At 69.2% G+C, this 14,352-nt stretch carries 16 protein-coding genes; 12 read left to right on the forward strand and 4 right to left on the reverse strand.

The features are described from left to right. The first annotated feature begins 76 nt into the window (after positions 1-76). On the forward strand, positions 77-481 hold the full coding sequence (locus QK444_RS18925; RefSeq protein ID WP_282782110.1) for a hypothetical protein: 405 nt from the start codon (positions 77-79) through the stop codon (positions 479-481). Between the two features lie 7 nt (positions 482-488). Here the strand turns inward: QK444_RS18925 and QK444_RS18930 are convergent, their stop codons facing one another. Then, positions 489-1,214: a VIT family protein gene (locus QK444_RS18930; protein WP_282782112.1), complete on the reverse strand. Its 726-nt coding sequence runs from the start codon at positions 1,212-1,214 to the stop codon at positions 489-491. Positions 1,215-1,305: 91 nt separating this feature from the next. Between QK444_RS18930 and QK444_RS18935 the strand changes: the two genes are divergently transcribed. After that, positions 1,306-2,397, forward strand: coding sequence for an ionic transporter y4hA (locus QK444_RS18935; protein ID WP_282782114.1), 1,092 nt, complete (start codon positions 1,306-1,308; stop codon positions 2,395-2,397). Between the two features lie 19 nt (positions 2,398-2,416). Here the strand turns inward: QK444_RS18935 and QK444_RS18940 are convergent, their stop codons facing one another. Next, entirely contained in the window at positions 2,417-2,644 is a 228-nt protein-coding gene (locus tag QK444_RS18940) for a hypothetical protein (RefSeq protein ID WP_039810794.1), read from the reverse strand. A 369-nt stretch (positions 2,645-3,013) separates the two neighbouring features. Here QK444_RS18940 and QK444_RS18945 point away from each other — a divergent pair, with 369 nt between their 5' ends. From QK444_RS18945 to QK444_RS18985, 9 genes are read left to right on the forward strand one after another with little or no spacing between them, the layout of a single operon-like run. Continuing rightward, positions 3,014-3,859 (forward strand): ABC transporter permease, encoded by an 846-nt coding sequence (locus QK444_RS18945; RefSeq protein ID WP_029926563.1) that lies wholly within the window; start codon positions 3,014-3,016, stop codon positions 3,857-3,859. After that, positions 3,856-4,722, forward strand: a complete 867-nt coding sequence (locus QK444_RS18950) for an ABC transporter permease (protein WP_029926564.1) — start codon at positions 3,856-3,858, stop codon at positions 4,720-4,722. The genes QK444_RS18945 and QK444_RS18950 overlap by 4 nt, the downstream gene beginning before the upstream one ends. A 17-nt stretch (positions 4,723-4,739) precedes the next feature. After that, complete coding sequence (locus tag QK444_RS18955; protein ID WP_282782118.1) at positions 4,740-5,759, forward strand: MlaD family protein; 1,020 nt, start codon at positions 4,740-4,742, stop codon at positions 5,757-5,759. Continuing rightward, complete coding sequence (locus QK444_RS18960; RefSeq protein ID WP_282782120.1) at positions 5,756-6,751, forward strand: MlaD family protein; 996 nt, start codon at positions 5,756-5,758, stop codon at positions 6,749-6,751. The genes QK444_RS18955 and QK444_RS18960 overlap by 4 nt, the downstream gene beginning before the upstream one ends. Further along, positions 6,748-7,764 carry an MlaD family protein gene (locus QK444_RS18965; protein WP_282782122.1) on the forward strand — a complete coding sequence of 339 codons (1,017 nt, stop codon included), beginning with the start codon at positions 6,748-6,750 and terminating at the stop codon, positions 7,762-7,764. The genes QK444_RS18960 and QK444_RS18965 overlap by 4 nt, the downstream gene beginning before the upstream one ends. Continuing rightward, the gene (locus tag QK444_RS18970; protein WP_282782124.1) at positions 7,764-8,849 is read left to right on the forward strand and encodes an MlaD family protein; all 1,086 of its coding nucleotides are present in this window, start codon (positions 7,764-7,766) and stop codon (positions 8,847-8,849) included. Before QK444_RS18965 ends, QK444_RS18970 begins: the two co-directional genes overlap by 1 nt. After that, on the forward strand, positions 8,846-9,907 hold the full coding sequence (locus QK444_RS18975) for an MlaD family protein (RefSeq protein ID WP_282782126.1): 1,062 nt from the start codon (positions 8,846-8,848) through the stop codon (positions 9,905-9,907). Before QK444_RS18970 ends, QK444_RS18975 begins: the two co-directional genes overlap by 4 nt. Further along, entirely contained in the window at positions 9,904-10,860 is a 957-nt protein-coding gene (locus tag QK444_RS18980; protein ID WP_282782129.1) for an MlaD family protein, read from the forward strand. The genes QK444_RS18975 and QK444_RS18980 overlap by 4 nt, the downstream gene beginning before the upstream one ends. 13 nt (positions 10,861-10,873) lie before the next feature. Continuing rightward, positions 10,874-11,452, forward strand: coding sequence for a hypothetical protein (locus QK444_RS18985; RefSeq protein WP_282782130.1), 579 nt, complete (start codon positions 10,874-10,876; stop codon positions 11,450-11,452). A 13-nt stretch (positions 11,453-11,465) separates the two neighbouring features. Here QK444_RS18985 and QK444_RS18990 read toward each other — a convergent pair whose 3' ends face one another. Further along, the gene (locus QK444_RS18990) at positions 11,466-13,055 is read right to left on the reverse strand and encodes a GMC family oxidoreductase (RefSeq protein WP_282782132.1); all 1,590 of its coding nucleotides are present in this window, start codon (positions 13,053-13,055) and stop codon (positions 11,466-11,468) included. Between the two features lie 109 nt (positions 13,056-13,164). Beyond that, entirely contained in the window at positions 13,165-13,671 is a 507-nt protein-coding gene (locus QK444_RS18995) for a YdcF family protein (protein WP_282782136.1), read from the reverse strand. A gap of 157 nt (positions 13,672-13,828) precedes the next feature. Here QK444_RS18995 and QK444_RS19000 point away from each other — a divergent pair. Further along, positions 13,829-14,352: nuclear transport factor 2 family protein (locus tag QK444_RS19000; protein ID WP_282782134.1), on the forward strand; the 524-nt coding region annotated here is incomplete at its 3' end.

Consider the following 14,352-nt stretch of genomic DNA (forward strand, 5'->3'; position numbering starts at 1 on the left):
CACCCTGGCTGGTGCCCCCGCCGCCCCCGCCGCCCGCCCCGTAGTCCGGGCGGCCGCGCATCGAAGGAGTCCAGGTATGGCCGAAGGACACAGCGATGGTGACATCACACCGCGCGCCCTCGCGGTGGTCGTGGTGATCGCGGGCGTGCTGGTGCTCGCCGTCGCGGCGGGCATGCTGCTCACCGGTCGCGACGACACGCGAACGGGCGGTGAGCGAGTCCCCGCGAGCACGCTCGCGCCGTCCACCACCGCGCTCGCGCCGACGACCACCGCGTTCGCCCCGGAACCCGCACCCGCCGTGCGCATTCCCACTCCGGTGGCGCCGCCGATAGACCTGGCCGACCGCCGCGTGGGTGACGACTGCACGCACGACAATGTCATCTCGGCGTGGGAGTTCCGGGACGGCGACTGGGTCTGTGTGCCCAAGCCGCCGGGCACCGAGAACTACATTCCGGCCGAGGCGGTGTACCCGGGTCGCTGACCGCGCGTCAGATTCCGGAGACTCCCGCGAGCTGGCCGATTCCGTAGGTGACGGCCATGGCCAGCGCACCGCCGATCACCACGCGCAGCACCGCGCGGCGCGGGTTGCCGCCGCCCAGCCGCGCACTCACCGAACCCGTGATGGCCAGTGCCACCACCACTGCCGCGAAGGTGACCGGAATCCGCCACGACACCGGCGGCAGCAGGATGGCCAGCAGCGGCAGCAGCGCGCCGACGGTGAACGCCACGGCCGAGGAGAGCGCGGCCTGCCACGGATTGGTGAGTTCGTCGGGGTCCAAACGCAGTTCGGCCTCGGCGTGCGCGGCGAAGGCGTCGTGGGCGGTGAGTTCCTCGGCGACCTTGCGAGCGGTCTCCGGTGAGAGTCCCTTGGCCCGGTAGATATCGGTGAGCTCGTCGAGTTCGTAGTCCGGCTGCTCGGCCAGTTCGCGTCTCTCCCTGGCCAGCAACGCCTTCTCGGAGTCGCGCTGGGTGCTCACCGAGACGTACTCGCCGGCCGCCATGGAGATCGCACCGGCGGTGAGTCCGGCGACGCCCGCGGTGAGGATATTGGTGGCGTCCGTGGTCGCCGCCGCGACGCCCACCACCAGACCGGCGGTGGAGACGATGCCGTCGTTGGCGCCGAGCACCCCGGCCCGCAGCCAGTTGAGCTTGGATGCGAACCCTTCTGCATGCGGTTCGTGCGGGTGCGCCTGGGGCCCGGTTGTCTGGTCCACGACCGCAGCCTAAGTGATTCCTCCCATGAATCAAGCGAGGTAAAGCTCTCCTTTCCAGGTGTGCACCGGATTAGCTGCGAAACTGGACAGTATGGCCCGCTTCTTTCTGCGTCACTGGTCCACGCTCGTTCCCCTCTTCGCCGCCCTGGTGCTGGCGGTTTCCTGGGGTCGCGATCTGAACGGGGCAGCGGTGATTCTGGTGAGCGCGGCCCTGATAGGGGCGGTGCTGTCGGCGGTGCATCACGCCGAGGTGGTCGCGCACAAGGTGGGCGAACCGCTGGGCGCGCTGGTGCTCGCGGTCGCGGTGACGGTCATCGAGGTCGGCCTGATCGTCACGCTCATGATCTCCAGCGGTGACAAGGCGGCATCGCTGGCCCGCGACACCGTCTTCGCGGCGGTGATGATCACCTGCAACGGCATCGTCGGTCTGTCGCTGCTGGTGGGTGCGTTGCGGCGGCGGGTGGCGGTCTTCAACGCCGAGGGCACCGGCGCGGCGCTGGCCACGGTGGCGACCCTGGCCACCCTGTGCCTGGTGCTGCCGACGTTCACCACCAGTGAACCGGGTCCGGTGTTCTCGGGTGGGCAGTTGGCCTTCGCGGCGGTGGCGGCGCTGGTGCTCTACGGCGTCTTCGTCATGGTCCAGACGGTCCGGCATCCGGACGATTTCCTGCCGGTCGAGGGCGGTCCCGCCACCGTGGTCCACGATGAGCACGAACAGCCGCCGACCGGTGGGCGGGCGCTGGCCAGCCTGGGCCTGTTGCTGCTGGCCCTGGTCGGCGTGGTCGGTCTGGCCAAGACCGTATCCCCGAATATCGAATCCGCCATCGCCTCGGCTGGGCTGCCGCAGTCCGCGGTCGGTGTGGTGATCGCGCTGCTGGTGCTACTGCCGGAGGCGCTCGCGGCGGTGCGGTCGGCCCGGCGGGGCCGGGTGCAGATCAGCATGAATCTGGCGCTGGGCTCGGCCATGGCCAGTATCGGGCTGACGATTCCGGCCATCGCGCTGGCCTCGATCTGGATCGAGGGGCCGCTCATGCTGGGGCTCGGCGCCACTCAGATGGTGCTGCTGGCGCTGACGGTGGTGGTCGGCGCGCTCACGGTGGTGCCCGGCCGGGCCACGCTGCTCCAGGGCTGTGTGCACCTGGTGGTGTTCTCCGGCTTCCTGTTCCTGGCCGTCAGTCCCTGAGCTTCACGAGCCTCGCGCTTCACGAGGTCCAGCGGTACACCTGTCCGTCGCGTAGTTCGTAGGCGCGGGCGGGCGGTGTCGAATCGCCATTGTGCGGACGTCCGGCGAGCATGGCCATCACCCGGGTGCGGCCCCGGGTGATGTGGCCGCTCTCGGACCAGTGCACGTAGGGGTGAACGAGTTTCGCGAATGTGGTCCAGTCGTCGGCTTCGATGGCCCCCAGGATCGCGGTCACTGTCTGATCCACACCGCCAGTGAACTCCTCCCAGCGGTGCGGGGGAGCCGATTCACGCGAATTCGTACGGCGCTGACGACGGCCATCGCGATTGCTGACAGTTCACTTACTGCGCGGCCGAGGTATGACCGAGGGCTCCGAAACCTCGATGCCGGCGGTTCGCCGGGGCGGTGATATCCGCCACAGCGATAGCTGTTACCGCTGATAACGGGTTCCAGAACACGCCTTAACATGCAGATATAGCCTCTTGACCTGGGGGTCGGCGTTGATACCGGCCGGTAGCTTGGCGGTGTCGGTCACACCGTAACCCGATTTGTTGTAACTGCCCGTAACCATTAGCTTTGATGGCAGGCAGTGTTGCCGATCACGGAGAAGAATGATTTGAAGCCCGACACCCGGTCGCTACCGACCCCATCCGCCGCACGGATCGTGCGCGACAACTTCTCCGGAACCGTCGTGTCCTCCCTGCGTACCTTCGGACGGGCCGCCGGTATCGCCCAGGAGACCGTCACCGGCGCGGTGAGCGATATCGCGCGCGGGCAGTTCCAGTGGCGGGAGGCCATCATCCAGGCGTGGCGGCTCATCACCGTCACGGCGCTGCCCGCGATCCTCATCGCCATCCCGTTCGGCGTCATCGTCTCGGTGCAGGTCGGCAATATCATCCACACCCTCGGCGCGGATTCGCTGCTGGGCGCGGCGGGCGGGCTCGGCGTCATCAAACAGGGAGCGCCACTGGCTACCGGCTTCCTGCTCGGCGGTGCGGGCGCGGCGGCCATCGCCGCCGACCTCGGGGCGCGCACCATCCGCGAGGAGATCGACGCGCTGAACACCATGGGCATCAGCCCGATTCACCGGCTGGTCATCCCGCGCATGGTGGCCATGCTGTTCGTGGCCCCGCTGCTGAACATCCTCATCATCTTCGTCGGCGTCCTCGCCGGATACGCGGTGGCGGTCGGCGGCCAGAACGTCACGCCGGGCAGCTACTGGGCCACCTTCGGCTCCTTCGCCACCACCGCCGACGTGTGGGTGTCGCTGGTGAAGGCGGTCATCTTCGGCTTCCTGGTGGTCGTCATCGCCTGTCAGCGCGGACTCGAGGCCAAGGGCGGCCCGCGCGGCGTGGCCGACGCCGTGAACGCCGCGGTGGTGCTCTCGGTGGTGTCCATCGTCGTGGTGAACCTGGTCGCCACTCAGATCACCGCCATGTTCCTGCCCACGAGGCTGGCATGACCACATCGACCTACGTCCCCAAGGGACTCGGCTGGTTCGCGCGCTTCTATCGCCGCCGCGGGCTGATCCTGCGCCGCATCGAGAATCTCGGCTTCGTGCTGGCCTTCGTCTGGCAGGTGCTGTCGTCGATTCCGTTGACGCTGCAGCGCTATCGCGACGAGACCATGCGCGCCATCACCAATATGACCTGGGGCCGCGGCTCGGTCATCGTGGGCGGCGGCACCGTCCCCATGATGATCGTGCTCGGCCTGGTCATGGGCGCGTCGGTGGCGGTGGAATCGTTCGCCACCCTGGACATGCTCGGCATGGGACCGGTGACCGGCCTGGTGTCGGCCTACGCGACCACGCGCGAACTCGCGCCCATCGCGGCCGCCATCGGCTTCGCCGCGCAGGCGGGCTGCCGGATGACCGCCGAGATCGGCTCCATGCGCATCTCCGAGGAGATCGACGCCATCGAATCGCTCGGCCTGCGCTCGGTGCCGTTCGTGGTCACCACCCGCGTGCTGGCCGGTGCGGTCGCCATCATCCCGACCTTCCTGATCGCGCTCATCCTGTCGTACCTGTCCTGCCGTGGCCTGATCACGCTGGTGCACGGGTCCGCCGCGGGCGTGTACGACCACTATTTCTTCCAGTTCGTCACCGGATTCGACGTGATCGCGGCGGTGATCAAGGTGGCCATCTTCGCCACCGTGGTCATCCTCATCCACTGCTACTACGGGTTCTTCGCCACCGGCGGCCCGGAGGGTGTGGGCATCGCGTCGGGTAAGGCGGTGCGGGCCAGCTCCGTGGCGATCGTCGCCATCGACATGGTGCTGTCCATCGCGCTGTGGGGCTTCAACTCGGCGATCACGTTCACGGGGTAGGGATGCCGAATTACGGAATGCCCGGGGTCGCGGTGGACCGCGGCCGGGCGATGAAGGTGGGAGCCATCGCGGTCGCGGTGGTGGTGGCCGTGACCGCGGCCTGGTACGGCATTCGCGCCATGACCGCCGATGCGGGACTGCGCATCTCACTGCACACCGAGCAGATCGGTGACGGCGTGCTGGCGGGCACCCAGGTGCGCCTGGACGGCGTGCTGGTCGGCAAGGTCGTGGACATCACGCCCGCCGCGCGCGGCACCCAGCGCATCGCCCTGCGACTCGACGAGTCGCGGCTGTACGGCCTGGACGACTCGCTGCTGGTGGACTACGCGCCGCAGAACCTGTTCGGCATCAGCGAGATCGAGCTGCGCCGGGGCCCGGGCGGCGCGCCGCTGCGCACCGGCACCGAGATCGACCTGACCGGCGCCAAGTCGGCGGCCGTCTACGACGCCACCATGGGTTCGCTGCTGCGCAGCATGTCGCAGGTCGGCGAATCGGTGCTGACTCCGCAGCTGGCCACGGTCATCGCGCAGGTCGCGGCGGATGTGGAGGCGTTCACGCCGCTGGCGCAGGCCATCGTGACCGCCTCGCGCACCGTGGTGGACAACCAGAAGATGCCGCCCTCGCAGCTGTTCGGCAATCTCGGCCCGGCCTTCGACGGCGGCGGCCGGTTCGCGGGCGCGGCGGTCGAGGTGGTGGACGTGATCCGCAGTATCGAACGGCTGCAACAGGATCGCGAATCCTACGACCACGGGGTGGACATCGTGGTGAACAAGCTGCTGCCCACCCTGTCGGAAACGCTGGGGCAGGCCGGAACCCAGCTCTCGGCCACCACCGACACCCTCGCCGCCATTCTGTCGGTGCTGGCGCAGATGGTGCCCGCGCCGCAGCGCACCGCCGCCGAGCTGACCGAACTGCTGCACCGGCTGCGCGCCGCCATGCCGGACACCCCGAACGGACCGGTGCTGAATGTCGAAGTGGACCTGCGCGGCGTGCCCGCCGTGGCGGTGCCGCTCCTGGGTGCGGGAGGTGGCCGATGAAGGTGGGGGCCGCCGCCTGGCGGCTGGGACTGTTCGCGGTGGTGATCGTGGCCGTGCTGGCCATGGTCATCCAGCTCATCGAACGGCCCGTCGCGGGCGAGACCGAGGCGCACGACGCGCTGTTCACCGATGCCAACGGCCTCAAGGTGGGCGATGACGTGCGCATGTACGGCGTGCAGGTGGGCAAGGTGCGCGGCATCGACCTGGACGGCACCCGGGCGCGGGTGCGCCTGACCGTCAAGACCGACGCGGCCATCTACGACAACAGCACGCTGGCCATCCGCTACCAGAACCTGACCGGGCAGCGCTACATCGACCTGCAACAGCAGCCGCGGCCCGGGGTGCGCCTGCCCGCCGACGCCACCGTCGGCGTCGAGCAGACGGTGCCGTCCTTCGATGTCACCAGCCTGTTCAACGGCCTACGGCCGGTGCTGGCCACCATCTCGCCCGAGGCGATCAACCAGTTCAGCGCCAGTATGGTGGCGGTGATCGAGGGTGACGGCAGCGGCGTCGGCCCGGCCCTGGACGCCATCGGCCAACTCGCCTCCTATGTGGACAACCGCCAGCAGGTGATCGGCACCCTGATCCGCAATATGTCGGAGCTGTCGGACAAGGTCGGCGGCCGGGTGCACCACCTGGTGCCGCTGCTGGCTCGACTGTCGGACATCTTCGAATCGCTGCGCGAGAACATCGGCGGCCTGGCGCAATTCGCGGTGACCGCGCCGTCGGTGCTGGCCCCCGTCGACTCGCTGCTGCGCACCCTGGGCCTGGCCGAGGGCAATGACGTGGACGAGCTGATCCGGCGGCTGTTCCCCGATCCGCAGGAGGCGGTGGCGGTGTTCGGGCGGCTGCCCGCGGTGCTGGCCGCCGCGGACGCCGCGCTGCCGTCGGCCTCGGGCTGGACACCGCAGTGCAGCAGGGGAACCGCGGAGCTGCCGGGTCTGCTCCAGGTGCTGGTCTCCGGTCAGCGGGTGGTGCTGTGCAACGGATGAGACTGTCGAGCCTGCTGCCCCGCGAGAGCAGGGTCATCGACGACCACACCCGCAAGCGCCGGGAGCTGCGCCGCGGCGTCGTCGGCGCGATCCTGCTCGCCATCTGCCTGCTGGCGGTGGGCGCGCTGTACGTGGTGCCGTTCGGAAAGCACACCTACACCGCGGAATTGACCGAGGCACAGTCGGTGAAGGCCGGTGACGATGTGCGCATCGCCGGCATCTCGGTCGGCGAGGTGGAATCGCTGGAGCTGAAGCCGGACCGGGTCGTCATGCGCTTCACCGTGAATTCCAATGTGTTCGTGGGTGATCAGACCTCGCTGGACATCCGCATGCTCACCGTGGTCGGCGGCCATTACGTGGCGATGTTCCCGGCGGGGGAGCGGCCGCTGGGCGACGCCCCGATCCCCGCGGACCGAGTTCGGCTGCCTTACAGCCTGATCCAGACCTTCCAGGCCGCGGCCGCGCCGTTGCAGCAGCTCGACGGCGACTCGCTGCACCGCAATCTGACCGCGCTCGGCGATTCGCTGGAGACCGCGCCGGACACCCTGCGCACCACCCTGGACACGCTCGGCACCTACGTCGACGCGTTGAACCGGCAGCGCACCCAGGTCTCGAACGCCGTCGCGGTGCTGGACGAGTACGTGCGCATGTACGACGGCGCGAAGACCGATCTCGGCCGCCTCATGGACAATGCCAACCTGCTGGTCACGGTGCTGCTCGACAAGCACGCCGAGATGGCCGAGGCGATCCGGTTGCTCAGCGGCGTGCTCGACCGGGTGGCCGTGCTGGGCCCGGTGTGGAACGACCAGCTGAAGACCAGGGTCACCGACGCGGTGGCGGCGCTGCGCGGCCTCAGCGGCGAGTTCCAGCCCATGCTCACCGCCGCGCAGAGTTTGCAGGACAAGTTGTCGCAGTTGGTGATTCCCGACGGCGGGGTGGGTGTGGACCGGTCCGGCCAGACCATCACCGCGCCGGCCGCCATCTGCGTACCGCTGCCCGGGAGGGACTGCTGATGTTCAAGCGGATGCTCGGATCGCAGGCGTTCATGTCGGTCGCCGGGGCGCTGGTGATCGTGCTCGTCGCCCTGGTCGGCTATGTCGTCATCTTCGACCCGATGAAGAAGACCATCTCCTACACCGCGATCATGCCCGACGCGGTGGGCCTGTACGTGGGCAACAAGGTGACCATGCGCGGCATCGCGGTCGGCACCGTGGATTCGGTCGAGCCGGAGAACGGCAAGGTGACCGTCGGTTTCTCGGTGGACGCGGACCATCCGGTGTACGCCGACGCCGCCGCCACCACCGTCGCCGAATCGATTGTGGCCGACCGGAATCTGGCGGTGCTGTCCAGCGGCGCGGATCGGGCGCTGTGGGATCCGGCCCGGCCCATCACCAATACCCTCACCCCCAAGAGCATCACCGAGACGCTGACCGCGCTGGCGGATCTGTCCGCCGAGATCCAGCGCCCCGACGCCCCGGACGCGCTGGGCCGCGGCCTGATCGCGCTCGACGACGCCACCCGGGGCACCGGCCGCGAGATCAACGACATCGTCAACAAGCTGGGTGCGGCCATGGCCGCACCGGACGCCGATATCGCGCATCTGGTGGGCATTTTCGACTCCTTCGCCTCGGTGGCCGAGAAGGTGGAGACGCACTGGGGCGACCTGCGCAGCATGCTGCTGCGGCTGGCTCCGGCGCTCACCATCGCCAGCGACGAGCTGATCGGTCCCGGCGCGGTGCTGGTCGACCGGCTCGGCGCGGTGCTGCCGATGCTCAACGACCTGGTCGTGCTGGCGGGCGATCCGATCATGGACGCGCTCAACGACGCCGTGCCCATGGTGCGGCTGCTGCGCGCGAATATCGGCTCGCTGGCGGAGGTGGTGCGCAAGCTGCCGGTGATCACCTCGGTGGCGCAGGCGGTCACCGGTCCCGACGGCATCACCTACGGGTCGCCGCGGGTGGCACTGCCCGCGCCGGACGCCGAGCAGGTGTGCGCGGCGATCGATGCCGTCGCACCCGGACGGTGCGCCGGTGCGGCGAACGGCATGGTCGAGATTCCTCTGGTTCAGCTGGTGCTGGGAACGGCGGGTGCGCGATGACGGCGAAACTCTTGCGCCGCACCGGAATCGCGGTGCTGGCGGCGGCGCTGCTGGCCGGTGTCGGCGGTTGTGGCTTCGATCCCGCCTCGGTGCCGGTGCCCGGCACCACGGTGTCGGGGCCCACCTATCGGCTGCACATCGAGTTCGACAATGTGCTGAACCTGCCCGCCAAGGCGAAGGTCATCGCCAATGGCGCGATGGTCGGCACGGTGGCCGGGGTGCGGGTGGTGGACGCCGCGCAGGCCCCCGCCGGTCGCGGCGGCTACGTGGTGGTGGATGTCGACATCTCCCGCGCGGTGCGGCTGCCCGCCACCACCGTGGCCGAACTGCGGCAGAACACCGTGCTCGGCGACATCCACCTGGCGTTGACCACTCCGACCGACGGTTTCGGCGATCTGCTGACCGACGGCGGCACCATTCCACTCGAGCGCACCGCGCCGCCGGTGCAGCTCGAGGACACCATGGCCGCGCTGGCCACCTTCACCCAGGGCGGCGCCATCGACCAACTCCAGGACATCATCCACCGGTTCAACGCGGTGCTGCCGCAGGATCCGGCCGAGACCAAGCGCATCGCGCAGGTGCTCGCCGCCGACGCCGTCGACCTGGCCGCCAACCTGGACCAGGTCGATCTGCTGCTCAACGGACTCGGCACCAATGCGCAAGTGCTGCACGACAAGATGGGCTTCCTGGACCATGAGCTGAGCCAGGTCTCGGTGGACCAGATGAACGGCATCACCCATTCCATCGACGGGGTGGCGGGCCTGTTCACCGCGCTCGGCACGCTGGGCACCTCGCTGACCTGGCTGGCCCCCATCGCCACCTCGGGTGATGCGGCCGCGCAGGCGTTCGTGCCGCTGGCGATGTCGGGTGCGCCGCTGGACCTGTCCGCGCCGGGCAATCTGAATCTGCTCATCGCGCTGTTGCGGGACAAGGTGATTCCGTTCTTCGAACAGGGCGCGAAGGTGAATGTCACCGGGGTGTCGGTGGATTCGGTCGGCAAGGACGAGCAGGTGGATCGCATGGTCGCCACCCTGCGCATGATCGGAGCCGTGCGATGAAATGGGGATCGCTGGCCTCGCTGGCCGGTATCGGCGTCGTCACCGTGGTCGGCGCGAGCTACCTGACCTTCGGTGTGGTGCGGGCGGATCCGTTCGCGGAGTTCACCGACGCCGCCATGGTGCTGCCGAATTCGGGATCGCTCGAGGTGGGTTCGCCGATTCTGCTGACCGGTGTCGAGGTCGGTGAGGTGACCGCCGTGCGGGGCACCGCCGACGGGGTGGAGGTGCGCTTCCGGGTGGCCGCGGATCGGCGGGTGCCGACCGACAGCACCGTCGTCATCGAACACCTGTCGGCGCTGGGCGAACCGTACGTGGAGTTCCGCCCCAACGGCCCCGGTGGACCGTATCTCGCCGACGGACAGCGGTTGGACGCCTCCGCGGTGCGTCCGCCGCTGTCCATCCCTGAGGTCGCCCGGCTGGTCACCAAGACCATGAACCAGCTCGATCCGGAGGCGGTCGGCTCCCTGGTGAGCACCCTGGGCGAGGCCTTCATCGGCACCGACGGCGCCATGCCCGCCCTGCAGCGGTCCGGTGATCTGCTGGCCGCGGCCATTATGAGCCGGGAGCCCAAGATCGCCCAGCTACTGAACAGCTTCCAGGCCGCGGCGGCCGATATCGACAGTATGGGCGAGGCCACGGGCGCCGCCGCCCCGGCATTTGTCGAGTTCTCGCATGCTTTGACCGCCCTGGTCGAGGCGGTCGGTAGACTGGTCGACGGTGCCCCCGGACCCGATGCGTATCTGGCCGACAACGGGCTGGCTACCTTCCTGGCACGGCTGAACGACTGGTTGCGGCAGGCCGGACCCGAATTGCAGACCCTCGCACCCGCCCTGCAACCCCTGGCGGACGCGGTGCGCGGTACGGGACCCCAGATCGATATCAGCACCCTGATCTCGCAGGCGCTCGCCGACACCGGTGACGATGCCGTGCGCGTGCGGGTGAATGTGAAGTAGTAGGAGGAAGCGGATGTCCGAGGACGCCGAGAAGGACGCCGAGAAGCGCGACGCCACCGCGGCGACCGCGCGCAAGACCGTATCGCTGCCGGTGTCCACCCTGGTGGCGGGGGCCGTCGCGGCGGTGCTCGTCGCCGTGGCCGTCGTGACCACCGGCATGTGGCTGTCGGCGCGCGGCGACCTCGACGACATCCATGCCGCGACCGCCGCCGAGCAGCACGCCGAGCAGGTCGCCACCGACTACGCGGTCGGTGCGTCGAATATCGACTTCGCCGATCTCGGCGCCTGGCAGGGCCGCTTGAAGGCGAACACCACCGGCAAGCTGTCCGAGCAGTTCGACGCGGCGGGGCCGAAGCTGTCCGAGGCGCTCACCGTCTTGAAGTGGACCTCCAGTGCCACGCCCATCGCGGCCAAGGTGACCGGTCGGGACGGCGACGCGTACCTGGTCGACGTCTTCCTCGATGTCACCAGTACCAATGCCCAGAATCCCCAGGGCGTCAAGACCACCGTCACCTACAACGTGACGGTCAACCCCGACGGCTGGACGATCGCCGACGTCGGCGGCATGGATATGACGCTGCCGCGGAAGTAGCGGCCGGGCTCCCTCACCCCGTGCGCAGGGTGTCCGCGAGCCGGATCGCCAACGCCACGATCATGAGTGTGGGATTGGCGTGCCCGTTGGTCGGGAAGACGGAGCTGCCCGCGATATACAGGTTGTCCATCCCGTGCACCCGGCACCGCGCGTCCACCACGCCGGTGCGCGGGTCGGCGGACATGCGGGTCGCGCCGGTGGGGTGCGCCCAGTCGGTGAGTTGCACCGGCTCCGAACTGTTCTCGCACACCCATCGGTGCAGGTGCGGGGGATCGAAGCCGAGGCGCGCGAATTCGCCGGCCGCCAGGGCGGCGGTGCGCCGGACGGTGGCGTCCTCGATTTCATGTACCTTCCAGTCCACCCGGGCCAAGGGAATGCCGAGCCGATCCACCTTGTCGCTCAGGGTGACCCGGCTGTCCGGATCGGGTTGTTGCTCGACCATGCAGCGCAGTTCCACTTCGGCGAGTTTGCGCGGCAGTCCGGTGCCGTGCACCAGGCGGCGGCGCACCCCCGACAGCAGCAGGCCGGGATGGGCCGACACGATGCGCGTATCCCGCAGGGTCAGCTGTCCCCGCAACAGCCGCTTGACCGATTCCCAGGGGTCGTCGTCGGCGGGCACCTCCTGAATCCACAGGGCGCAGTTGAGCAGTCCCTCGCGTTTCTGGATCGCGGGGGAGAGCGCGACGCCGTGCAGGAAGGTGTGCTTCCCGCCGCGACCCTTCACGACGTACTTGCCGAAGCGGTCGCGTGCGGTGGCGGAGGTAGCGGGATCGAGCGTCCCGACCGCGCCGCAGCGATGGTCGAGCAGATATCTGCCGACCATGTCGTGTCGGTTGCCCAGTCCGGCGGGCACGATGCGGTTGGCGGCCAGCAGCAGGCGCGGATTCTCGAGCCCCCCGGCCGCCAGCACGATTCGCTGGGCGACAACCAGACGTTCGCCGCCCTCGGCGTCCAGGACCCGCAGCGCCCGCACGTGGGTGCCGTCCGGATCGGTATCGATATGGGCCAGGGTGGCATTCAGGACGACTCGGACATTCGCGGCGGAGATCGCCGGGGCATGTCTGCCGAAACGCTTGCAGTCGAAGGGATCCGCGGGGTCCTTGCTGATCTGCCAGAAGTAGGGGCGCAGCCAGCGCCGGTCGAGTTCGGCCGCCGGCGCGGAACGTCCGGCCAGGGTCCAGAACCGGTCGTCGGTGAACCCGACCCCGTGCCCGAGGCCCAGATGCGCGCCCGCCCGCTCCAGATACGGTTCCATTTCGCTCGCGCCGATCGGCCAGCCGGAGTCCGGAACCCATTCCCGCCGGGCGAAGTCCAGCTCGTCGAGGGGCGCGCAGCGCCCGGCCCAGGTGTGCGAGCTGCCACCCAGCACCCGATTGCGGGCATGGCGGTGCGGTAGGGAGCGCGGCGCACCGACATTGTCGATGTCGTTGAGCTCCTCGGTGTCCGGCTGCTCCGCGCGGCCTCCGCTCTCCAGCACCAGTACCCGCAGCGCTGTCCCCGCCAGTTCGGTGGCGATGGTCAACCCGGCCGGTCCGGAACCGATCACGCAGACATCGGCGGAGAGCTCCTCGTCCCGCAACCCCCGCAGGTCGTCGATACGCACCGGAATGTCCTTCCGATCCCCGCATCCACCCCCGAGACGGACGCGCAGTGACTGTCCGGGCTCATCGTAACCGCTCGATTGCGCGTTCGTGGCCCATCTTTCACCCGGCTCAACAGCCGGGCTGCAGAAACGCCCGGACGTACCCCGCCGACTGGCGCACGTACATCCACGCCCAGAACAGCGGACCGGAGTCCGCGGGGCTGGCCACCATGGTCAACTCGCCGCGAAAGCACTTGCCCACGATGTACCGGGCGCGGGAGACGTGCGGGGTGTAAGTGATCACGATGATGTGCCGCCAGTCCCCGGTGGCGGCCCGCCGGGCGATCTCCTGCGCCTCGCCCTGGGTGGTCCACGGCTCCGGCACGAAGCACGACACCCGGAAGTCGAACGTCCCGTCGCAGTAGCGGTCCATCACGTGGTCGTCGATGCCGGTGGATCGCGAGATGACCAGTTCCGGCGCGTAGCCCTGGCGGGCCAGCCGCAGGCCCAGATCGAAGCGCTCGTAGGCCGTGCCGCCGAGCACCACGATGGCGTCGGCGGGCCGCAGCGGGTCCACCTGCGGATGGACGAACACCGGCACCCCGGCGATGCCGATTCCTACAACCAGGGCGACCAGTACGACGAGGGTGGCGACGGCTCGCCGGAACGCGGGCACGGTATCGACGATACCGACTGTCCCCGAGCCCCTTTGGCTCCCCGCCGCCTCCCCGCGCGTTCCCTCCGGGGCTACCGCCCGGTACCATCGGCCCAGCTCAACACCGTGGAGGAGAATCGTGTCCGCGAATCCGACCGCAGCGCAGCTGCTGGCGACCGTCGAGGCGTCCCCGAAGGCGGTCGCCGCCCACGACCGGTCCGCCTGGGTGGACCTGTTCGCGGCGGGCGCCGGTGTGGAGGATCCGGTGGGCTCCCGCCCACATCGGGGACGGGCGGCGTTGGAGCGGTTCTACGACACCTTCATCGCGCCCAACGACATCGCCTTCGAGGTGGACCACGACGTGGTGTGCGGCATGACGGTGTTCCGCGATCTGACCATCCACACCACCATGTCGACCGGCGTCACACTGCCGGTGCCCATGCATCTGCGCTACGACATCGCCGAGGGCGACGGCGGACTGAGAATCGCTGCCTTGCGGGCGCATTGGGAGCTGCCCGGCATGATCACGCGACTGCTGGGCGCGGGCGTGCCGGGTATGAAGGCCGGAATGAAGTTGGGCCCGCAGCTGATCGGCAATCAGGGCGTCGGCGGCGCGCTCGGCTTCCTGCGGGCGTTCGGTGGCGTGGGCTCCGGCGGCAAGCG

This window comes from Nocardia sp. CC201C (assembly GCF_030010695.1).
Lineage (GTDB): Bacteria > Actinomycetota > Actinomycetes > Mycobacteriales > Mycobacteriaceae > Nocardia > Nocardia otitidiscaviarum.